The 22458-nt window shown below is 41.3% G+C and carries 25 protein-coding genes and 1 tRNA gene; 18 read left to right on the forward strand and 8 right to left on the reverse strand.

Annotated elements, in window-relative coordinates:
- Positions 1–110 precede the first annotated feature (110 nt).
- From A3I5_RS0108375 to A3I5_RS0108395, 5 genes are all read right to left on the reverse strand, one after another.
- On the reverse strand, positions 111–650 hold the full coding sequence (locus A3I5_RS0108375) for a PadR family transcriptional regulator (protein WP_018374147.1): 540 nt from the start codon (positions 648–650) through the stop codon (positions 111–113).
- 374 nt (positions 651–1024) lie between these two features.
- A complete protein-coding gene (dusB, locus tag A3I5_RS0108380) occupies positions 1025–1996 on the reverse strand; it encodes a tRNA dihydrouridine synthase DusB (RefSeq protein ID WP_051071102.1) in 972 nt (323 codons plus the stop codon).
- 10 nt (positions 1997–2006) lie between these two features.
- Complete coding sequence (gene hslO / locus A3I5_RS0108385; protein WP_018374149.1) at positions 2007–2879, reverse strand: Hsp33 family molecular chaperone HslO; 873 nt, start codon at positions 2877–2879, stop codon at positions 2007–2009.
- Positions 2880–3157: 278 nt separating this feature from the next.
- Positions 3158–3667, reverse strand: a complete 510-nt coding sequence (locus A3I5_RS0108390) for a phosphatidylglycerophosphatase A family protein (RefSeq protein WP_018374150.1) — start codon at positions 3665–3667, stop codon at positions 3158–3160.
- Positions 3668–3682: 15 nt separating this feature from the next.
- Complete coding sequence (locus A3I5_RS0108395; protein WP_018374151.1) at positions 3683–4654, reverse strand: NAD(P)/FAD-dependent oxidoreductase; 972 nt, start codon at positions 4652–4654, stop codon at positions 3683–3685.
- 148 nt (positions 4655–4802) lie between these two features.
- On the opposite strand from A3I5_RS0108395, the gene pbp2a reads away from it, so the two are divergent.
- From pbp2a to A3I5_RS0108415, 5 genes are all read left to right on the forward strand, one after another.
- A complete protein-coding gene (gene pbp2a / locus A3I5_RS0108400; RefSeq protein ID WP_018374152.1) occupies positions 4803–7082 on the forward strand; it encodes a penicillin-binding protein PBP2A in 2280 nt (759 codons plus the stop codon).
- A gap of 56 nt (positions 7083–7138) precedes the next feature.
- The gene (rpmG, locus tag A3I5_RS12380) at positions 7139–7291 is read left to right on the forward strand and encodes a 50S ribosomal protein L33 (protein ID WP_083903321.1); all 153 of its coding nucleotides are present in this window, start codon (positions 7139–7141) and stop codon (positions 7289–7291) included.
- 23 nt (positions 7292–7314) lie between these two features.
- Positions 7315–7491: a preprotein translocase subunit SecE gene (gene secE / locus A3I5_RS0108405; protein WP_018374153.1), complete on the forward strand. Its 177-nt coding sequence runs from the start codon at positions 7315–7317 to the stop codon at positions 7489–7491.
- Positions 7492–7571: 80 nt separating this feature from the next.
- On the forward strand, positions 7572–8108 hold the full coding sequence (nusG, locus tag A3I5_RS0108410) for a transcription termination/antitermination protein NusG (protein WP_018374154.1): 537 nt from the start codon (positions 7572–7574) through the stop codon (positions 8106–8108).
- Between the two features lie 478 nt (positions 8109–8586).
- Positions 8587–9327, forward strand: a complete 741-nt coding sequence (locus tag A3I5_RS0108415; protein ID WP_018374155.1) for a TraX family protein — start codon at positions 8587–8589, stop codon at positions 9325–9327.
- Positions 9328–9529: 202 nt separating this feature from the next.
- Here A3I5_RS0108415 and A3I5_RS0108420 read toward each other — a convergent pair whose 3' ends face one another.
- A complete protein-coding gene (locus tag A3I5_RS0108420; RefSeq protein WP_018374156.1) occupies positions 9530–10066 on the reverse strand; it encodes a TetR/AcrR family transcriptional regulator in 537 nt (178 codons plus the stop codon).
- 420 nt (positions 10067–10486) lie between these two features.
- Between A3I5_RS0108420 and A3I5_RS0108425 the strand changes: the two genes are divergently transcribed.
- Entirely contained in the window at positions 10487–11320 is an 834-nt protein-coding gene (locus tag A3I5_RS0108425; protein ID WP_018374157.1) for a cation diffusion facilitator family transporter, read from the forward strand.
- Positions 11321–11348: 28 nt separating this feature from the next.
- Here A3I5_RS0108425 and A3I5_RS0108430 read toward each other — a convergent pair whose 3' ends face one another.
- Together A3I5_RS0108430 and A3I5_RS0108435 are read right to left on the reverse strand one after the other, a co-directional pair.
- Entirely contained in the window at positions 11349–12302 is a 954-nt protein-coding gene (locus tag A3I5_RS0108430) for a S66 family peptidase (RefSeq protein ID WP_018374158.1), read from the reverse strand.
- A gap of 125 nt (positions 12303–12427) precedes the next feature.
- A tRNA-Cys gene (locus A3I5_RS0108435) sits at positions 12428–12498 on the reverse strand.
- A gap of 145 nt (positions 12499–12643) precedes the next feature.
- Here A3I5_RS0108435 and A3I5_RS0108440 point away from each other — a divergent pair.
- The 12 genes from A3I5_RS0108440 (at position 12644) to rpsB (ending at position 22458) form a co-directional block, all read left to right on the forward strand.
- Positions 12644–13099 carry a LytTR family DNA-binding domain-containing protein gene (locus tag A3I5_RS0108440; protein WP_018374159.1) on the forward strand — a complete coding sequence of 152 codons (456 nt, stop codon included), beginning with the start codon at positions 12644–12646 and terminating at the stop codon, positions 13097–13099.
- Positions 13089–13535, forward strand: coding sequence for a hypothetical protein (locus A3I5_RS0108445; RefSeq protein WP_018374160.1), 447 nt, complete (start codon positions 13089–13091; stop codon positions 13533–13535). The genes A3I5_RS0108440 and A3I5_RS0108445 overlap by 11 nt, the downstream gene beginning before the upstream one ends.
- Positions 13532–14377, forward strand: coding sequence for an ABC transporter ATP-binding protein (locus A3I5_RS0108450; protein WP_018374161.1), 846 nt, complete (start codon positions 13532–13534; stop codon positions 14375–14377). Before A3I5_RS0108445 ends, A3I5_RS0108450 begins: the two co-directional genes overlap by 4 nt.
- On the forward strand, positions 14358–15146 hold the full coding sequence (locus A3I5_RS0108455) for an ABC transporter permease subunit (RefSeq protein ID WP_018374162.1): 789 nt from the start codon (positions 14358–14360) through the stop codon (positions 15144–15146). The genes A3I5_RS0108450 and A3I5_RS0108455 overlap by 20 nt, the downstream gene beginning before the upstream one ends.
- Before the next feature lie 169 nt (positions 15147–15315).
- On the forward strand, positions 15316–15957 hold the full coding sequence (locus tag A3I5_RS0108460; RefSeq protein ID WP_018374163.1) for a CPBP family intramembrane glutamic endopeptidase: 642 nt from the start codon (positions 15316–15318) through the stop codon (positions 15955–15957).
- 323 nt (positions 15958–16280) lie between these two features.
- Complete coding sequence (locus A3I5_RS0108470) at positions 16281–18248, forward strand: BglG family transcription antiterminator (protein WP_169333830.1); 1968 nt, start codon at positions 16281–16283, stop codon at positions 18246–18248.
- Between the two features lie 20 nt (positions 18249–18268).
- Entirely contained in the window at positions 18269–18733 is a 465-nt protein-coding gene (locus A3I5_RS0108475) for a PTS sugar transporter subunit IIA (protein WP_018374166.1), read from the forward strand.
- A gap of 16 nt (positions 18734–18749) precedes the next feature.
- Positions 18750–19028, forward strand: a complete 279-nt coding sequence (locus A3I5_RS0108480) for a PTS sugar transporter subunit IIB (RefSeq protein ID WP_018374167.1) — start codon at positions 18750–18752, stop codon at positions 19026–19028.
- 11 nt (positions 19029–19039) lie between these two features.
- Entirely contained in the window at positions 19040–20380 is a 1341-nt protein-coding gene (locus A3I5_RS0108485) for a PTS galactitol transporter subunit IIC (RefSeq protein WP_018374168.1), read from the forward strand.
- A gap of 29 nt (positions 20381–20409) precedes the next feature.
- Positions 20410–20610 (forward strand): hypothetical protein, encoded by a 201-nt coding sequence (locus A3I5_RS0108490; protein ID WP_018374169.1) that lies wholly within the window; start codon positions 20410–20412, stop codon positions 20608–20610.
- A complete protein-coding gene (gene rhaD / locus A3I5_RS0108495) occupies positions 20607–21440 on the forward strand; it encodes a rhamnulose-1-phosphate aldolase (RefSeq protein ID WP_018374170.1) in 834 nt (277 codons plus the stop codon). Before A3I5_RS0108490 ends, rhaD begins: the two co-directional genes overlap by 4 nt.
- Positions 21441–21675: 235 nt before the next feature.
- Entirely contained in the window at positions 21676–22458 is a 783-nt protein-coding gene (gene rpsB, locus A3I5_RS0108500; RefSeq protein ID WP_018374171.1) for a 30S ribosomal protein S2, read from the forward strand.

A 22458-nucleotide genomic window follows, 5' to 3' on the forward strand; every position in this document is an offset into this window, starting at 1 on the left:
TAAAATCCCTTTTTAGAGCATGTCACCTTATCTTCTGACGAAGAATACATAGAAGATTATAGCACAATTTGATAAAAATGCTAGAGAAATCTTAAAGAACACGCTTTCTTTTAACAATCAAGATAGGCTAGCGATTGTTCTAACCACTGAATTTGTCCCTGACAGCGAGCAATGGCCCGTGTCAGAATCAAAAAATGGCCGTAGTTTTCTTGGATTTGTTCGCGTTGGCTGAAAAGTAAATTTTTCCTAGCATAAAAAGTTTCTAGCTGATTCTTCAAAATCTGAATTTGCTCCTCAATAAGTCTAGGAATCCGAGGGTCTCGGCTGTCCTTAATGAAGAACATTTTAAGAGAAAAGAGGTCTTTTTGTTGTGGGGTACTGTTAGGTTCTAACACCCATTGATCTAATTGCGCTTGTCCGGTAGCGGTAATTTTGTAATAACGCTCTTTAGCATTGCTAGGGCGCTCATGGACGGAAACCCATTTTTCTTTGACCATGCGCTTGAGTTCAGGATAGACTTGGCTATGGGTGGCTTTCCAGAAATTACCAATTTCTGTTTCAAACAATTCGCTAATCTGACGACCGGTGAGATCAGCTTCATTAGCCAACATTCCTAAAATAATATAAGGTAAAACGCGTTGTTGCGACATACGAATGCCTCCTTATTGGCCATTATATCATATCGTTATAGGGGATGCAAAACCTTTCCAGATTGGGAATCCCTTATTTTGAACGACATGTTCATCGCACGTAAAAAGGAGTGAGACAGACGTATCGCTCTCACTTCCCTAAAAAGCACCTAATCGGTGAAGATGATGTATAAGAAGTCGTGATTTCATTGAAATCGACCACCTCTATAAATTAGATAACTACTGCGTCAAACTGTTTAAACTATAAAATAAACGAGACTGAATCTTTTGACTCAATCTCGTTCTGTTAGGGAGAATATGAAAAATTTTAGGATAAATAAAGTATATCCTGACTTGCTTAAAGTTTCCTTAAAGAGATTTAAGAAAAAGAAAATTTATCTCAACTCAATTGTCTGTGAGGGATATCCTAAGATATCATTAACTTCTGCCAAGGTTTCTGCGCGAGCGATTTTGCCACGGAGCTTGGCAGCACCAGACGTTCCGCGTAGGTAATGTGGCGCGAGACCACGAAATTCACGTACAGCGACCCGTTCGCCTTTTAGAGCAATAAGACGGGTCAAGTGCTCGTAGGCAATTTTCATCTTGTCTTCAAAGCTAAGGTCAGGCAAATCTTCGCCCGTCTCCAAGTAGTGATTAATCTGAGTGAAGATATAAGGATTGGCCATAGCAGCGCGCCCAATCATAACTGCATCTGTCCCCAACTCTTCTATCATGAAGCGAGCATCCTGCGCGGTTTTGATGTCTCCGTTACCGATGAAAGGAATCTTCGTGATAGCTTTGGCCACATTTGCGATGGTTTCATGGTCGCAATGGCCTGTGTACATTTGTTCGCGAGTGCGGCCGTGCATGGCAAGGGCTGCTACTCCTGCTGATTCAGCGGCTAGAGCATTTTCAACAGCCAGACTGGCATCTCCCCAACCCGTTCGCATCTTGACCGTCAATGGGATGTCCAGATGTGAGGTGACAGTTTTGACGATATGGTAAATCTTTTCGGGATCACGAAGCCATTTGGCACCTGCTTCATTTTTGACGACCTTATTGACCGGGCAGCCCATGTTGATATCAAGGATATTAGCTTTTGTATTTTCCTGAATAAAGACTGCGGCCCGAGCCAGAGAATCCGCATCGCCACCAAAAAGTTGGATGGACATGGGGGCTTCGTTTTCATCGATATGGAGCATGTGGAGCGTCTTTTCGTTATTGTAGAGGATTCCTTTTTCTGAAATCATCTCCATCACGACAAGGCCCGCTCCCATTTCTTTGGCAATGGTACGGAAGGCCGAGTTGGTCACACCAGCCATAGGAGCTAGCACAGTACGATTGGGAATTTCCACATTTCCGATCATAAAAGGCGTGTTAAGGTTTTTCACGAATGAGCTCCTCCAAATCTTCTGGGGTAAAAGTGTAAGCGGTCTGGCAGAATTGGCAGACAATCTCCGCTCCCTTATCTTCGTCACGCATGGCTTCTAAATCTGCCTTTGGTAGGCTAGCTAGAGCAGTGAAAAAGCGGTCGTAACTACAATCACAATTGAAGCTGAGCGGGCTTTCGGAGAGTCGCTTGTAATCCTCCTCGCCATAGATAGCAGCAAGCAGAGCATCAATATGGTCTTCAGAGGCTAATAATTCTGAAATAGCTGGCATTTCTTGCAGGCGTTTCTCGAATCGAGCAATATCTGCTTCTTTGGCATCAGGCAGAACCTGAACGAGAAACCCACCAGCTACCTCAACTTGATCCTTTTCATCTAAAAGAACATTGAGCCCGACAGCAGAAGGGGTCTGTTGGCTATCTGTCAGGAAATAAGCGAGGTCTTCTCCGATTTCACCAGTAACCAAAGGAGTCATAGAAGTGTAGGGATGGCCTGTACCGTAGTCCACGATGACCAAAAATTGCCCTTGGCCAACAAAAGGCCCAACCACAACTTCTCCAGTAGCGGTTTTTTTAATATCAACACCTGTGTTTTGCACATAGCCTTTGACATGACCGTCAGTGTCAGCGACGGAGATGATGGCACCGAGCGAACTGTTGCCTAGCACCTTGACGGTAACCTTGGTTTGCCCTTTTTCATTAGCGGCTAAAATTTGGTTGGCAATCAGGGTACGACCGAGTGCCACAGTGGATGAACTTTGGGTTTTATGAAGGGTTTGCGCCTGTCTGACAGTCTCTGTGCTATCTAGCACGAAAGCTCTAAAAGCGCCATTACTTGAGATGGTTTTAATGATTTTGTCCATAATGATTATTGTAACACAAGATAAAAAACAGACCAAGCAAAAGTGATTGCTGGATCTGTTTGGAGATATTAGCACCTGTACTCACAACTAAGATCCTTTGATTCAGAGATTGTTTTTTGAGAATCAAGGGAGTTTTTAAAGAAATGCTGACGTATCGTCAGGCAGATGTTGTCAATTTGTTGTGCTAAATTTTTATGGCAACAGTTAAAAGATAAATAGTGAAAAAGAGCTTGTGTGAGAATGTTGAGCTGTGACTACAGGTTCTTAGCGTGAATGGCTTAATTTTTATTGGCGATAGCGCTCTTACTTGGGTCAGAATGGGCCAACCGACTAGCAGCAGCTGCAGCTAGAGCACCGACGATGTCATCTAAGAAAGTATGGCACTGGCCGCCAACCTTAGAATCTAATTTCTGAATGATGCCAGGCTTGACCTTGTCAATATAACCATAGTTAGTAAACCCGATTGAGCCATAGACATTGACGATAGATAGAGCCAAGATTTCATCAATCCCATAAAGGCCTTCGTCAGCCATCAGAATATCATTGAGGGGTTGAGACAATTTGCCCTTCTCGGCTAATTTGTCAATTTCAATTCCTGTGATAATGGTGTTGTAGACTTCCCGTTTTTCAAGGACAGCTGAAATGTGCTCCATGCACTGTTGTTTGGTCAAGTCTGGAATGTACTTGTTTTGCAGGTACATGACCAAGTCTGATAGGTCGTCCATGGTGACGCCGCGCTCTTCTAGAAGTTCAAGGGCTTTAGCTTTTAAGTCAGTTCTTTCTTTCATGGAAATCCTTTCTTTTTAAAGGCTGGTGGAGTGTTTGGGTTGTACTTTTTCGGTTGGATTGATGTAGTTAATGGCGTTGTTGATGGCAGTTGGAGCTTCGCCAAATCCGGTCGCAATCAGATCAACCTTTCCCTCATAGAAACAGCAATCGCCTGCAGCGAAAATCCCTGGTACAGAGGTGGCTTGCTTGGAATCAACGACAATCTTGTGGCGGTTGAGTTCAAGTCCCCACTGTTTGAGATTGCCAACTGAGGACTTAAAGCCATAGTTAACAAAAAGGTGGTCAACAGGCAGAAGCACGATTTCATCCGACTTAACTTTTGTAATTTCAAGCTGAGTAACTTTGTCACTCTCAGTAACCAGACCGCTAGGGAGAAATGGCGTTTTGATGGTCACATTTGACGCTTTTAATTCCTCGACACTGTGCTCTAAGGCTCGGAAATTATCTCGGCGATGCACAATCGTTGTTTGACTACCAACCTGATCAAAAGCCAAAGACCAGTCAACAGCTGAATCTCCCCCGCCGAGAACGACGATTTGTTGATTGGCATACTGTTTGATATCAGCTACGTGGTAGTGGATATTGTCAAAATCATCTGCACCTTCTAACTCAAGCGCCCTTGGCTTGAAGGCGCCACCACCCATGGCGATCAGGACTGTCTTTGTTAAGTGCTCTGTTTTGTTGGTACGAAGGGTGAAGAGATTTTCACTTTTTTCAATGTCCAGCACCGTTTCATTGAGATGAATGGTTGTTTCAAACGTTGCCAATTGCTTGAGGAGACTTTCGGTCAATTCTTTTCCTGTAATGTTGGAAAAACCTGGCACATCTAGAATCGTTTTTTCAGGGTAGAGAATCTCTGGTTGACCACCAAGTTGTGGTAGGGAATCAATAACTTTGACCTTGGCTTGGCGCAGATGAGCATAAAAGGCAGCAAAGAGTCCAACAGGGCCGCCTCCGATAATTGTAATATCAAAAATATCTGACATGACTATCTCTCTTTCACAAATAAACTTTCCTCTATTCTATCATAAAATTTGGGTAAAAATTGTTTGTAACTCTTGCTAGACGGCCAAATTGAGACGAAAAAGGCCAGATATAGTATAATAGAGACAGTTTTCAAGAAAGGAGAACGAGATGAACCCTAAGCAATTTTTTGAAAACTTTATGCGCAAGTATTTCTTGCCAGATGAGACAGAACGAGAAGGTGAAGATGTAGAGGCTGTCGCTGAAGACTTAACATTTGATCAAGGACCAGTCAGTGATGCTCCAGAATCCTACCAGACTGAAGCGACTAGTAAATCTAGCCGAAGACGGCGTTTTGGTAAAGCAAAAGAGCCGAAAAAAGGCCAGTCAGCTTTTCGTCGCTTTTGGCGCCGTTACCACTTGACCAAGATTTTGCTGATTCTGATGGCTACCGCAGCTGTGGTTACGGGTGGTTGGCTCTTTTTCTTGGCAAAGACTGCCAATGTCAAAGACCTGCAGGCGGCGCTTCAGGCAGAAACGATTATTTATGACAAAGATGCCGTAGAGGCAGGGAGTCTGTCGGGGCAAAAAGGTACCTATGTTCAGCTGGATGCTATTTCAGACTATATGGAGCAGGCGGTTATTGCTACAGAAGATCGAACCTTCTATGAAAATTCTGGGATTAATTTCGGTCGCTTTGCTCTGGCTATTCTGACTCTTGGGCGGGCTGGTGGTGGCTCTACCATTACCCAGCAATTGGCTAAAAATGCTTATTTGACTCAGGAGCAGACCGTGACGCGAAAAGCCAAGGAGTTTTTCTTGGCGTTGGAGTTAACCAAGGCCTATGAGAAAGACGAAATCTTGGCCATGTACCTCAATAATGCCTATTTTGGCAATGGGGTTTGGGGTGTTGAGGACGCGAGTCTTAAGTATTTTGGGATCTCAGCCAGTCAGTTGACGCTTTCGCAGGCTGCAACGCTAGCAGGCATGCTCAAAGGTCCAGAGGTTTACAATCCCTATTATTCACTGGAAAATGCGACCAATCGTCGCAATACGGTCATCCAAGTCATGGTGGATGCAGGTTATATTGATCAGGCGACAGCAGACGAATCTGCGGACGTAGATATGAATGGGCAACTCAACGATGCCTATGCTGGTCGCAGTAGCAAATATGCCTACCCGTCCTATTTTGATGCTGTTATTGAAGAAGCCACGACCAAGTACGGACTTAAAGAGAGCGACATTGTGAACAATGGTTTGCGAATCTATACAGAACTTGACCAGACTTACCAAGCTAATATCCAAGCTGTCTACAATGAAGATAGTCTCTTTCCTGTCGCTTACAGTGATGGTGAGTTGGCTCAGTCTGCTTCGGTGGCTCTGGATCCGTCAACAGGCGGCGTTCGTGCTCTAGTTGGTCGTGTTAATTCGAGTGAAAACTACACCTATCGCAGTTTTAACTATGCTACACAGTCTGAGCGTAGTCCGGGGTCAACGATTAAACCCCTAGTTGTCTATACACCTGCCATCGCCGCTGGTTGGGCAACCGACCGTGAACTAGATAACACAACGACCACCTACGGTGCTTACACGCTGGATAATTACATGAGCTCTCGGACAGAAACAGGAACGGTTCCCATGTACCAAGCCTTAGCGCAATCACTCAATATCCCTGCGGTTGCAACGGTCAACGAGTTGGGAATCGATACAGCCTTTAGTTATGGAAAAAAATTTGGCCTTAATATGAGTAAAGTACCTCAGGAGCTGGGTGTTGCGCTTGGCGGAGGTGTTGTGACCAATCCTCTCCAGATGGCTCAGGCCTATTCTGCCTTTGCCAATAATGGTGTCAGGGCTGATGCACACCTCATTACTCGCATCGAGACAGCTAATGGTAAGGTTCTCAAAACGCACAAATCGAAAAAAACACGGGTCATGGATAGCGCAGTGGCCAACAAAATGACCAGTATGATGTTGGGGACTTTTTCTAATGGTACAGGCGTTTATGCAGCCCCTTATGGCTATACTATGGCAGGTAAGACTGGGACGACAGAAACGAACTTTGATCCTAATGTAGCTAGTGATCAATGGGTCATCGGTTACACACCAGATGTGGTCATCACCCACTGGCTAGGCTTCTCTAAGACGGACGAAAACCATTATCTTGAAGGCTCCTCTTCTAACCAAGCCTCAACCATTTTCAAAACAGTAGCTAACAGTATCCTCCCTTATACAGCTGGAACTGAGTTTACTCAGGAAAATACCTACGCCGAAAACGGTATCGCACCTGTCAATGAGGCGGGTCAAACGACTGATACTGCTTCTGAAATCCTAGAAACCGTGAAAGAGCAGGCAGAGCAAATTATGGACCAAACCAAGAAGGCCATCGAAGAAGCTAATATTCCTGAAAAAGTACTAGATCTCTGGGAAACTATTAAGAGTTTGTTTCAATAGCTTGTCAAGACCCAGATAAAATGCTAAAATAGTTAGGACATGTATGGAGGCTTGAAATGGCATTGAAAAAAGGAAGTCTAGCCTGTACGGTGTGTGGCTCGCGGAATTACTCCATTCAGCTGAGCAGTAACCAAAAACCGACACGACTAGAGGTGAATAAATTTTGCAAACACTGTGGGGGTTATACCTTACACAAAGAAACCAGATAAAGCATTGATAAAAAGGAGATAAGATGAAATTCATTAGTGACACCATCCAAATTTTAGCCGATACGACTTGGCCAGACAGTAAACAGCGCTGGGCCGATTTTCTCTCAGTTATTGAGTATACAGCCTTCTTTGTGGCTGTTATTTACCTCTTTGACTTAGCCATTTCACGTGGCGTCCTCAGCTTGATTAACTTCTTCTAAATAGTTGTCAAGCAAAGGCATTTAAGGTATAATAAAATCAAATAGAGAGCCGTTAGGCTCTTTTTTGAAAGGAAAATCTTATGGACAGTTTTGATAAAGGTTGGTTTGTGCTACAAACCTACTCAGGCTATGAAAATAAAGTAAAAGAAAACCTCTTGCAACGTGCGCAAACATACAATATGTTGGAAAACATCTTGCGCGTGGAAATCCCGACTCAGACCGTTCAGGTGGAGAAAAAAGGCGAGATGAAAGAGGTTGAGGAAAATCGCTTCCCAGGCTATGTTCTAGTTGAGATGGTTATGACTGACGAAGCTTGGTTTGTCGTGCGTAACACGCCAAATGTTACAGGATTCGTAGGCTCTCACGGGAATCGTTCGAAGCCAACACCACTCTTAGAAGAAGAAATCCGCGCAATCTTGGCATCAATGGGTCAAAGCGTGCAAGAATTTTCTATTGATGTGCGCGTGGGCGATACGGTTCGTATCATTGACGGAGCCTTCTCAGGCTATGAGGGGAAAGTTTCTGAGATTGACAACAACAAGGTTAAGATGATAATCTCCATGTTCGGTAATGACACCGTAGCAGAAGTCAACTTGAGCCAAATCGCAGAATTATAAGTTGGTACTGGATAGAAGCCTGACTAGAACACCAAAAAACGAACAAGGATTGGATTACTATTTCTGTTAATCAATCCTTGTTCTTTTTTATTCATTTGTTTTATCAGTGGTGGCGAGAGTTTGCTAAAAAATAAATGATTTTTAGGATTTCCTTCTGGAGCGAAACTACTTTATTCATAACTCAATAGCGTCTATAATCTCTTTGTAACCAATGATTATCGTGTGTTACGGATTAGTTTTTATGCGAAAAAATGGATATGAGAGAGACAGCATCCTACTATGTTACTGAGTGTCTTTATCCGTGGATACGTAGCGACCTAAAAAAATCAAAGCCTCCTTGTTTGGTCTTACCGACCTTGCTTTTTGTTCTCACCATTTTGACTTTATGATAATCCTAGCCTTACAAAACTGTAAGAAAATACCTGATTTTGATGTGATAGAATGATAACGGAATTATTTGAGAAATGGGGTATACAATATGAAACGATTTGATGCTTTTCAATTAAAGTTGGGTATGGCTTTTCTAATGGTCTTAGATCATCTTCATTTGATTCCAGGTCTACTTAGTCCAACAACAGAGGGTGTTTTTCACGCGCTAACCCGTTGTGTAGGTGTCTTTTTTGCTTTTATGGCAGTAGAAGGATTTACCCACACCCGTAGCCGTTGGCGTTATATTGGGCGGTTATTTACTGCCTCTGTTGTGATGTTACTTGGTAATAGCTTATTGAACCTATTGTTAGCTAGCAAGGAAATATATATTGACAATAATATTTTCATGACCCTAGCAGGAGGTGTATTAGTATTGCAATTAGCTTGGGGTGATGGAAAAAGCTTGATTCCTCAAAAGGGTCTAAGAATCTTGCTTGCAGCGTTAGTCGGTGTTCTTGCGGCTGTCCTTACAGAAGGCGGTATTCTGATGATTCCGTTCATCGTTTTGACCTATGCTTTTCGTGAAAAGAAAGGACTACGAACGCTTTCCTATCTTATCTTGAGTTTGTTCTTGCTAATTCTCAGTTTTCAAGTCTATCCAAGCTGGCAAGAGACACTTAGCATGTTGTTGTATAATTCGGACTGGCTCTTTATTACAGTCTTGCCTTTCATGTATTTATACAATGGTGAGCGGGGATTACAGACGGTGTACAGCAAATACTTTTTCTATTTCTTTTATCCGTTTCACCTCTGGTTGATTGGCTTGATAGCTTATTTTGTATCCATTTGAAATACATCTGAACAGGCCCTAAAAAGCTCAAAAATTAACAGAAAACGAATGATCTTCTCTCTTTGAATGGTAAAGGAAAGCTCATTCGTTTTTGTTCTGATTTCTTGACAAATAGTGTTCTATTTCATTCGCTCTCTTTATGACCTGCGGTTTAGAGGCGATAAAGAGGATTCAGCAAGGTTCTTGCCCTTGCTAAACAAATTTAGACCACAACTTTTAAAAAATAGTCTACTAAATCAGTAATCTCAGGAGGCGTCTTTTCTCGCAAAAACCACTCCAAACTACTAATAAAACTTGAACAAACAAAATGTTTTAAAAAGGCTTCGGGGATGTCCTTTTGGTCTAAGCTATAATAAGAAACTAGAAGAGGGTAGACATCGTGCTCGATTTCGATAGTGAGCTGCCTGATAAAATAGTCGTTTTGCGCCAATAAAAGGCTGGCAATCTTGTGTTGATTTTCCTGAAAATGCCTAAAAACATGACGCAAAAATTCCTCAGGTCCAATCTGGCTATCATGCCTAAAGATATGATGAAAAAGCTCCTGACATAGTTGCTCCAGCAGCAAATCCTTACTGGCGTAATGATTATAAAAAGTAGCCCTGCCAATATCTGCTCTGTCAATAATCTCCTGAACAGTAATGTCGTTGTAGTTTTTTTCTGCCAAAAGATCTATAAAGGCTTGATAAATAGTACTTTGTGTCCGTCTAGCCTGACGATTGGGATGTTTTATCATAGACATTTGAGAATTTTTGTTCAACTTTGAACAGCTCCTTCTTTTTAACTCTAGCATTGCGATAGATTTCATGGGAAGATGAATGTAGAACCTGTATTCACCGTCCAACACTTGCATTCAAGACTGTTTTGGGAATAGGATAAAAGTCGTCTCGCCCTGCAAATCAAGACTTGTAAAATGTTGAACGACCAACGCTTGACCTACGGGTATCTTGTCTAGTTAGCGGAACAATCTGGATAAATGAGGTACTTTTGGTGCAGACTAGCTGAGCTTGAAAGCAATAAAGGGAGAAACTTCTTTCTTAGCCAGCCTTGATTCCCAAAAAGCGGTCTTGACTATCGAAAAACAATTTCTTGAACCTAGAAACCTTACTTGTGAGGAAAGGTTTTTAGAAACACACGATTATGATACTAAAAGGAGCTTCTCATGACATCTAAAGCCCGTGTTCTCGTTGCCTTTATTCTCAACATCAGCTTTTCTCTGATCGAACTCGTCTGTGGTCTTTTATTTCGCTCCTCAGCTCTGATTTCTGATGCAGTTCATGATGCTGGTGACGCGGTCTCCATTGGTTTTGCAGCCTTGATGGAAAATCTGGCTGATAAACCTGCTAATAAGCGCTTTACCATGGGTTATCAACGCTTTAGTCTGCTTGGTGCCCTCGCTACTGGTGTGATCCTCGTCTTTGGCTCCATATCAGTCCTTGTGTTTAGTATCCCGAAGCTCTTCAATCCTCAGCCAGTCAATTATAGCGGCATGCTTATCTTGGGGTTATTTGCTGTTGCTACTAATGTCTTGGCAACACTTGTTCTCAAGAAAGGGCATTCTCACAATGAGAAAATACTGAGCCTTCACTTTTTAGAAGATACTCTGGGTTGGCTTGCTCTTATCTTAGTTTCTATTATACTCCATTTTAAGGATTGGTATGTCTTAGATCCCTTACTTTCCGTTCTCATTTCAGGTTTTATGCTGACAAAGTCTTTACCAGAGCTGTGGAAATGCTTACTGCTCTTTCTTCAAGCTTGTCCTCAGGACTTGGATACAGAACAATTGCAGAAAGAGCTTTTATCTATTGTGCAAATTAAAAGTCTTAGCGCCCTACAGATCTGGTCCATGGATGGCAGTCATCATAAGGCTCTCGTTCGATTAACGCTTAAAGAGAATACTGTGACAAATCAAGAACTAACTAAGGAAAAAATTCGTCAATGCCTGCTAGAGCACGGGATTAGCGAGGTCACTATTGATATTGAGGGCAAGGTTTGATGAGCTTTTTGTCTAGTAAGTAATCCCCTTATTCTTTGACTGTTATTTTTAGCTGATTGGTGTCTAGATATGCCTGAGCACCGATGGTTATGGTAAAGAGAGGTTGCGTATGGGCAAAGTCCAGATCGTAAAGGACAGGGATTCTTTTTAAAATAGGGTGCTTGTCTAAGATAAAGCGCAACATTTCCTCAGTCATCTGGCATTCTTTTGGAAAACGACCGATAACAAGTGCTTTGGGATCAGGATAGACCTGCAAGAGAGATGCCAAATGCCGCATGAACTCCGTGTAATCATCAACTTCGGATTCTTCGACAAAAAGGATATAGTCCTTGACTTTGGGCGCGTAAGGTGTGCCTTGAAGAAGAATAAAGGTCGAAAGGTTCCCACCAATGATGATACCAGAGGCCTGACCGGCTGAGTAAGTCTTCCATTCAGTCGGAAAGAACTTTCGTGGCTGACTAGGGTCGTACCAAGGGTCACTAGACCATTCGTCACTAGGAACAAGGTCATAGTAATTTTGTGTCATCGCCTGCAACCACATATCAGATTGATATTGTTGCCCCTCAACCATCTTAAAACTGGAATAGGATGGTCCCATATAGGTTTTCATACCTGTCTTTGCGAAAATCGCATTGAGAAAGGCTGTGGAATCTGAGTAACCACAAATGATTTTAGGATTTCGCACGATAAGATCATAGTTCAAGTAGGGAAGGAGTTCGTTAGAGTTGAAGCCACCGATAGTGGCTAGAATACCATCGACGCTTGGATCAGCAAAAGCCTCGTGCAAATCTTCCACACGACTAGCGATCGAAGCAGATTGGACAAGATCTGATTCTTCGTAGTGTTTTGAGAAAGAAATCTGAAACCCTAAGGCTTCTAGCTTGGCTTTGGCAGAGAGGTTCGCCTTGATACCACCTAGGCGTGAAATGGACGAGGACGGGCTAAGAACCCGAATATGACTATGATGGTGCAATTTTTTCATGGCAATACTCCTTGTAAATTTTCATCAGTATAACAGAAAAAAGAAGTCGTTGCAAATAGACCTTTAAGACACAGAAAAAGCCTGCTCTCCTAAAAGAACAGGCCTCTTCTGTAAGGCTATAAAAAAGGCGGTAGACGGATTTGAACCGACGATCAAGCTTTTGCAGAGCCGTGCCTTACCACTTGGCTATACCGCCATACGCCATAACAGATAATATTGTATCGGAAAAAGGTGGATTAGTCAAGTTTTTTTGCATCTTAAGTCCTGATTTTGCATCTTACAGCCTGCGCGCATATAAAAATTGAATTTTCTGCTATAATAATCCCAAAGGAGAGGTGTCAGTGAAACTAAGACTGGAAAAAATAGATGCCAAGCAAGAAGAAGGGGTGCTGATTCGCTATCGAGAAATGACGCCGACCCTTCAAACGATCTGCACCTTGGTGGAGAAGGGTCATCAGAAGATTTTAGGGATGAGTGAACAGGGGAACGTCTTTTTGCAAGTAGATGATATTCTCTATTTTGAGAGCGTTGATGGCAAGACTTTTGCCTATACAGACCACATGGTTTATCAAATTCCTCAGACCTTAAAAGATTTATCGGCTACTTATGGTAGTAATGGTTTCTTTCGTTGTGCCAAGGGGATGCTGGTCAATATTTATCGGATTTCTGCCTTTAAAAGTCAATCATTCGGACGGATTGAAGCCACTCTGGAAAATGGTGAAGTAGTGATTATTTCGCGAAAGTTTGCAGGGGAATTAAGGCAAGTCTTACAGGAGGGAGTTCAAGATGAAAACTAAGTGGCAGAACTTTTTAAGCCAAGAAATTGCGATTGAATATAAGACGGCAACCTACTGTTTTGTCCTCTATTTTTTTGCCATCTGCTACCAACTCTGGCAGGGGCGCTCGACTGTATCCATTTTAACTCTGATTGAGATGGTTCTGGTGGTCTATGTGGTAACTCAGATTCAGTATTGGATTTTTGGAAATTTTGATGAGGCAGACCACCTGCGAGGACGCAGATTATTGGGGCTCTTTGTTTGCCCCTTGCTCTACGGTGTGGCGGGTTCTGTTTTTTGTTGGTTTGATGGCAGTGGGCTGGCGCAGTTGGCGCTGGTGGTCTATGTTCTTTTGAAGGATTTGAGCTTCTTTTACTTTAACCGTCTCAAACGTCGAATTGACAGCAAGCACCTCAATCAACTGCTGAAAGATTACAAGGAAAGGGGAAAGGAATGACCAATGTTATTGAAATACGTCATCTCCAAAAATACTATGGCAAGCACATGGGAGTCAGAGACGTGTCCTTGAGTGTGGAAGAAGGGGAGATTTTTGGTTTTCTAGGTTCAAATGGTGCCGGCAAGTCAACAACGATTCGCTGTTTATTGGGTCTGATTCACAAGACCTCTGGCGAAATGACCCTGTTTGGCAACCAGTATGGTAGTCTAGCAGACGCCCTTCACCATATCGGTTATATGCCTTCAGAGGCCATGTTTTATCCTAAAATGAAAGTTAAGGAAGTGATTGACTTTGCAGCAAAGGCGAGGGGAATGGATTGCTCGCAGGAAGCTGAACGCCTTTGCCAGATTTTGGATGTTCCAGTGAATAAGAAGATTGAGGATTTGTCACTTGGAAATCGCAAGAAGGTCAGCATTGTCTGTGCACTACAACACAAGCCAGACTTACTTATTTTAGACGAGCCAACTTCAGGGCTAGATCCCCTCATGCAGGAGCGCTTTTTCGGTCTGGTCAAGGAGGCTTGTGCCAAGGGAGCGACGTGTTTCCTATCTTCTCATGTTCTTTCAGAAATCAAGAATTACTGCAATCGTGTTGCTATTATCAAAGATGGGGAACTTTTGACGGTTGATAGTGTGGAAAATCTTACCCACACGCAGGCAAAACAAGTAAGGGTTTGGAAAAATGGTCAAGAGGAAACCTTTGTACATACAGGCTCTAGTCAGGAATTGCTAGTAAGATTAGCGAACCTAGCTCCAGATGATTTTCTAGTAGAAGAGCCATCGCTAGAAGAACTCTTTATGCAGTATTATGAGGAGGGTGCCCATGATTCTACTCAAGCATGAATTAAAACAAGGGTTGAAGAGTCTGGCGATTTGGTCAGTTACAGTTGCCTTTATTTGTGCAGGCTGTATCTGGCTCTATAAAAGTGTGGAGGGACAGTTGGCTGAAACAGCTAAACTCTATGCGAATATGGGAGATATGGCCAAGGCTCTCGGCTTGGATAAGGTGAGTTTAGCAACGCTGGGGGGCTATTTTGCGACAGAAATCGCCCTCATGTTTGGCCTTGGTGCTGGTATGTTTGCTGCCATGTTAGGAGCGACTGCCTTATCCAAGGAAGAAGAAGGGCATACCAGTGAATTTCTTTATACGTTGCCTTTTAGCCGCATGCAGATTGTCCTTTGGAAGTATGCTGCCATATTCGTCAGTCTCCTCCTCTTCAATGCTCTGATTATAGGCATTGAAGCTATCGTCATCTGGCAACTCAATCTAGACTTTGCCTGGGAAAAATTCCTGACCTATCATGGCTTGGCTCTTTTCTTACAAATTGAGCTCGCAACGATCTGTTTCCTCGTTTCAGCTCTGAGTCGCAAAAAGCAAATCGGGGGAGCACTGGGTCTGACTCTTCTTTTCTATGTTATGGATATGATGAGTCGGGTTGTACCAGATATTGATATTCTTAAAAACTGGACACCCTACAACTTTGCCAGTGGAGTAGACATTTGGAGCGACAGCGCCATCAATTGGACAGGTCTTGCGATAGCTTTTGGCTTGAGTATTCTGGCCTTTGTAGGCAGTCTTGCCATCTATCAAAGAAAAGATTTGAATGGTTGAACATTCAAGGAGCCTCAGGGCTCCTTTTTGTGAAGAACATTAAGAAATTTTTACCAACCTTGGAATGTCCCGTGTCTGAATCCACTTGGTTTCTGAAAACGCTTTGACACATCATGTAGAGAAATGCTATCATTTTGTTACAGGGTGTTTTTTGTAAGGGGTATCATACATGAGGATACGTTATATTATGCTAATGCTGGCGACAGTCGTTCTTTCTAGTCTGTGGGGACTGGTTTTGCGCTGTAGAGGTATTTTGATTAGAGTGTTGTCGCCAGAGTATATTGGATATTATCAACCGCTTTTAACACTTTTATTGTGGTTAGTCACTTTGATGGCTCTCTTTTCAGTAGCTGTTTTATGTTATCGAAGTGGATTTTTTGTAGATTGGAAGGCAACTTTTGCTTGGAAAAGACTTTTTTTCTTGGTCGTGTTAGCCTTGTTGCTGCTTAATTTTAATTATTTGGTAGGAAAATTGCTGACTGCTAGCCAAATCACTAATACAAATCAACAAATGATGATGCAAGCCTACCATCTATTACCGAGAGGTGTTTTCTTGATAAATGGAACGATAGGAGCTGCACTTTTTGAGGAGACTATCTATCGAGCCTGTATTTTTAAAATACTGAAAAACAAAAAATTAGCATTCATGATTTCGATAATAGTATTTCCTTTGGTTCATACGCAAAACCTCAGTGCCTTGGCTTACGTACCTACAGCTCTTGTCTTAACAGGGCTTTATTATAAAAGGGAGTCGCTATCTGATTGCATCCTAGTTCATGCACTGCATAATGCTCTTTCTTTTATGATTTGACAGAAGAGGTATGATTTGATGAGGAAAGTAGAACTAAAAATACTGTCGGAAACAGAACTACCTCGCATTTTAGCAGCATCCTGCGGGGATAATAGTCGTCAGTGTCGAAAAGAGTTGCACATGACGCAGGAGAATAAAGTAAAAAGCATTTCGACAAAGGTTGGGATGCTTTTGTTATTTAAAAGGTTAACAGTAAAATGTGATAAAATGTTCAATTTCTCAGTTTAAGTATTTCACTTTCTCATCAGATGTTTCAAAAAGTTCCACATTAATACGGAACTTTTTTGACTTTTTTTCTTTTTAGGATAGTATATAATAAAGCTGTGGAAGCGATTACAGGAGGTGCTTCTTTGAATACTCGACAATTATCTATTTTAAAAACTTTAATATCTCAATCTGGTTATTACAGCGCAGGAAAACTAGCAAGAGAGAATGCCGTTTCTGTTAAGACGATTTATAAAGACATAGCAGTAATCGCGGATTTATTCCTGTCGTTAGGGGTTGAAATCAAAAGAAAACCTAGACTTGGATATCAAATTATAATGAATGCAGACCAAAAAAATGAACTACATCAAATTTTGATTCGGGATTCAAATGACTCTTCTACAGTTGTTTCTAGAGAGCAGGAGCTATTTCGTAAAATTTTTATCGATTGTGAGTCAATTGATATGATTGAGTATTCATTGGACAATTATATTAGTGAGTCTTCTGTAAAAAGAAGTTTAGAGAAGATTGAATCTTATGCTAATGATTTTAACATTGTCTTTTCTAAGCCAAGAGGAATCGTCCATATAAGCGGTTCGGAAGCGGATATTCGAAATTTTATTCATTATTACATTTTAACGGTAATCAAGATCGAAGATAATGCTCTGGATAAAAGCACCCTTAGCTTGGTATTTGATGATAGTATCATTGAGGATGTTCTTCGACACATTTATTATCTAGAAGAAGTATATGGATTATTTGTTAGCGAAGAGTACAAGTACTACACAGCCTTAAATGTCTTGATTTCTTTGTTCAGATACCGAAATGCGCATATAGCAGATTCAGTAGATCTACTGAATGGTGTGCAAATCGAGGAGTTGGAACTCTACTTGTTTGCTATTGATTTGCTATCTCGGACTTACCAAACGGAATTTGAGCAGATCCCACACTCAGAAATTCAATACATTATTTCAAGTTTAATTGCGGTTGGTTATCGGGTTGAAGCAACGCTCTATACAGAAGAGTACGCTGGGGTTGTGGAGCGGTTTATTAAGGAGATGGGGTCTTTATTGGATATAGATTTTAGTGATGATTCTCATTTAAAAATGATGCTAATCAATCATATTCAACCAATGATTTTTCGATCAAGAAATCAAATCATTATTTCCAATCAAACGACTGAGGCCATTAAGACACAGTATTCAGTCTTGTACAATTTTATTTGGCTTTCTTCAAAGATTTTAGAGGAGCACTTTTCAATCGCTTTGACGGATTCAGAGATTGCTTTTTTAACAATACACTTTGAAATTGCAATTGAGAAAAAGGCAAAGCCCATTCGGATTTATGTTGTTTGCCCATATCATCTTGCTATTTCTGAGTTGATTGTTTCACAATTGCGCAAGTTTGTGTCAAATTTCGATACCATTAGGGCGATTGGATTAGAAGAATTACCTCAACTAGTTATTGCCGAATCGGATTTAGTTATCAGTACTATCGATATTTCTGATAAGGGGATTCCTTTTATCTTGGTCAATAGTGTCATCACAAAGGAACAGATAGAGAGCATTCAACATCACTATTATCAATATACAAATGGAAACCGGCAGATGTTGACTCAGTTGAACAGTGATCATAATCACGTTAAACCATTGGTGAAATACTTATTAAAAAATCGTATTTTCTTGCGGCACCATTTACGTTCCAAAGAAGATTCTATAGAAGAGATTATCCATTATGCCAGTCCGTCAAATACTGATTTTCTGCCATTTGCAAATTCGATTTATGAAAGAGAAAAATTAGGTCATACCAGTACCTATACTGGTATCGCAATGCCCCATGCTCATCCGGGATATGTGAAGAGGTCGGAGATGATTCTGTTCACACTAGACAAACCAATTCGATGGGGGATGCATATGGTAAAGGTAATTTTATTTATTGCTATATCAGAAAGAGAGTTTCCGATTTACAAAAATGCTTTAATTCAGCTGTATTCTAAAATAGACAGTGTGAAATACATAGAAAGTTTATGGCAATCTACTAACCAAGAACAATTTATGGAGAACCTTTTTAAAGAAGTCTACTATTAGAATGAGGAAGGAGAAAACAAATGAGCGTAGTCCCGGAATTGGTGAAAGATGAATTGATTCAGTTAAGTTGTACAGCTTCAAATAAATTAGCCTTACTAGAGACGCTATCTGATGACTTAATTCAAAAAGATTATGTGCGTGAAACGTTTAAAAATGCCATTATAGAAAGAGAGGAGGAATTTCCAACTGGTTTGCAACTTGAGGGAACAGCCGTTGCAATTCCACATACCTATGCCGAACATGTCAAAAAACCATTTATCTACATAGCGCGCATGGTTTCGCCTGTCACATTTGTTCAAATGGGGACAGATGATGTTGAGGTATTGGCTTCATACGTTATTGTGCTAGGGATTTCAGACCCCCAAAAACAAATAGGCTTGCTTGTTGAGTTGATGGAGTTGTTTGGAAATCTATCGTTTCTTATGGAATTGGGCAATGCCGATTCTATTGAAGAAATAAAAAAATTATTTACAACCATCCAATAAAAAAGGAGGATTTATTATGAAAAAACTCATTGTAGCTTGTGGTTCGGGTGTTGCAACTTCTCAAACGGTTGCTTCAAAAGTTGAGCGATTGTTGAAAGAAGCAGGGTGCTCTTTTGAAATCGAAGCGGTAGACATGAAATCTTTGGAGCAACATATCAAATCAGCAGATGCCTATATTTCGATCGTAAAAGCTAAAAAAGATTATGGAGTGCCTGTTTTTAATGGCGTTGCCTTCCTAACAGGGATGGGCCAAAAACAAGAATTGGAAAAAATCATCGCATTTCTTAATGACTAGGAGGTTGTCATATGGAGACGTTACAAACGATTATCCAATATATATTGGATTTAGGGGCAGCAGTCTTTGTGCCCTTCTTGATGTTGATTGTCGGTTTATGCATGAAAATGAAATTGCGAGATGCGTTCTCGTCTGCGCTGACGTTAGGGATTGCCTTTACAGGTATGGGGATATTGGTTAATTTTATCATGACCAGCATGGGTTCTGCGGCTAATGACTTAGCAACCAACACAGGTCTGTCATTGCCAGCTGTTGATATTGGTTGGCCTGGAGCAGCTTCCATCAGTTGGGCTTGGCCATACGCTTTCTTGCTATTTCCGATCCAATTAGGGATTAATTTCTTGATGTTGATCACCAATCAAACTAAGACCTTGAATGTTGATTTATGGAATGTCTGGAACAAGATTTTTACAGCTGTTCTGGTGACTTACTTTACAGACAATGTTGTCTTTGGTTTGATTGCTGGTGGGATTATTGTATTCCTTGAGTTGAAATTGGGAGATGCTTTTGCTCCAGAGGTGGAACGACTAACAGGTGTACCTGGAGTGACTGTTCCTCACTTCATTTGTTTGATTGCAGTTTTATTGCATCCAGTTGATGAATTGTTGAAGAAGATTCCTGCTTTGAACAAACAATTTGATGCAGACACTTTGAAAGAAAAAATTGGTATTTTTGGTGAAAACTCTGTGATGGGAGCGATTATTGGTCTGGCCCTAGGCCTTGCTTCTGGTAATGGAATTCAATATGCTTTGACACTAGCTGTTCAGGCGGCCACAGCTTTGACCTTATTCCCCATGGTTTCCAAATTGTTCTCTCAAGCCTTGTCTCCAATTTCTGAAGCTGTTTCTGACTTCATGCGTGAAAGATTCGAAGACAGAGAAGTTTATATAGGACTAGACTGGCCGATTCTTGGTGGACGAAATGAATTGTGGGTAGCTGTTATCTTTACAATCCCGTTCCTCTTGGTTGGATCTATTCTTCTGCCTGGGAACATCGTTTTACCATTTGCCGGTATTATTAATTTATCCTTTGTCGTAGGAGCTTTACTCTTAACAAACGGTAACGTATTGCGTATGATTATTCACGGTCTCATTTCAACTCCCATTTTCTTGTACGGCGCTACTTACTTTACTCCTTACATGACAAGATTGGCACAGGAGACTGGAACTCTTGAGACTAGTGGGATGATTTCTTGGGCGACAATTGAGGATCCAGGCCTTCGTTATCTGTTGGCTACTATATTCCAAGGAAATATTGTGTCGATTGCCTTAATGGTTGCCTGGCTTGGCCTCTATGTATGGCTATTGAAGGACCGTGAAAAATACAACCGCACATTGGAAACAGATCTCTAGTCCATAAGTGAAGTAATAGAGGGAGAGAGATGGCAAAAAAAGTATTAATCCTTCTTGCGACAGCTGCCTTAATTTATTCAGTTTTAACAAGGCAAATCACGATTACATTTCTAGCTCTGGGTTTAGGTATTTATTTAGAGAAACAGGAGTTGTTTAAGGACTGGGATGCCCAACGGAAACAACGAATGCAGGAAAGGATTGTTTCCACTCAAAAAAGGAGAGAAGAATGACCTATCCAAAATATATTAATGAAATCATCGAACTCACCCACGACATGTGGCAAAAAGGTTGGGATGAATACAATGGAGGAAATGTTAGTTACCTCTTGAGTAATGCGGAAGTTGAGACGCTGTTGGCAGATTTAGAAGAAACAGATTTTGAAATATATGGTGATGAAAAGAAAGAAGTTAAAGTGCTACCTGTTCCTGAAAACATGCAGAATAGGCATATCTTGATTACGGCTTCCTGGAGCCATTTTAGGAATCTAAAGAATCAGCCAGCAGTTGACTTAGGAATCATTCAAACGACTGCTGAAGGATATCAGATTGTTGCTGGGTTAAATTCTGGGAAAAGACCAACCAGTGAAATCTTTATGCACATCTTAGCTCATGCTGCACGTTTGGAACAAAATCCTGACCACAAGGTTGTTGTGCATAACCATGCGACCAATATTGTCATTTATTCTTTATTAAATGAGGTGACAAGCAAGAGCATGACACTTGATTTATGGTCTGTGTTGACAGAGTCAATCGTTGTATTTCCAGATGGGATTGCTGTGCTTCCTTGGGAAGTTCCAGGAACTCATCAAATAGGATTGGATACAGCTGAAGAATTGAAGAACCATAGAATGGTTGTTTGGGCAAAACATGGTGTCTTATCAACGGGAACAAGCTACCAAGATTGTTTCGGACTTATTGAAACAGCTGATAAGGCAGCGCATATTGCCTTAGAACTTCAAAAAATCAGTGGGAAAAGCATCTATGATAACAATACATTGTCAACAGACAATTTGAAGGAGGTTTGTCGCGCTCTTAAGGTAGATAGCAAGTACCTAGATTAAGTTAAAAGATAAACAGAGAGATTTGATGTCTCTGTTTTTTGATGGCGTGAGGACCTATCATTTTATAAAATAACCTAGTGATTTTATTTGCCAAATAGCTAAAAATCTGCTATACTAGTTGAGTTGTCTAACAACAAATACTCATCTGGGATGAATCGTGTGGCTGTTGCCCTTGGGGTGGTCATGCGAGTTGAAATCTCAGAGAGGTAGAAAAAACAAAAAAGGAGAAATACTCATGGCAGTAATTTCAATGAAACAACTTCTTGAGGCTGGTGTTCACTTTGGTCACCAAACTCGTCGCTGGAACCCTAAGATGGCAAAATACATCTTCACTGAGCGTAACGGTATCCACGTTATCGACTTGCAACAAACGGTAAAATTGGCTGATCAAGCTTACGACTTCGTTCGTGATGCAGCAGCTAATGATGCTATCGTATTGTTCGTAGGAACTAAAAAGCAAGCTTCTGAAGCAATCAAAGAAGAAGCTGAGCGCGCTGGTCAATACTACATCAACCACCGTTGGTTGGGTGGAACCCTCACTAACTGGGACACTATTCAAAAACGTATCCGTCGCTTCAAAGAAATCAAAGAGATGGAAGCAAATGGTACTTTTGAAGTATTACCTAAGAAGGAAGTTGCTTTGCTTAACAAGCAAATGGCTCGTCTTGAGAAGTTTTTAGGTGGTATTGAGGACATGCCGCGCATTCCAGATGTGATGTATGTTGTTGACCCACATAAAGAGCAAATCGCTGTTAAAGAAGCTAAAAAATTAGGTATTCCAGTTGTAGCCATGGTTGACACAAATACTGATCCAGATGATATTGATGTGATCATCCCGTCAAACGACGATGCTATCCGTGCGGTTAAATTGATTACAGCTAAAATGGCTGATGCCATCATCGAAGGCCGTCAAGGTGAAGACAGTGTTGCTGCTGTTGAAACTGAATTGGCTGAATCAGCTGGTGAAGTAGAATCAATCGAAGAAATCGTTGAAGTTGTCGAAGGCAGCAATAATTAA

It is taken from the genome of Streptococcus merionis DSM 19192 (assembly GCF_000380085.1).
GTDB lineage: Bacteria > Bacillota > Bacilli > Lactobacillales > Streptococcaceae > Streptococcus > Streptococcus merionis.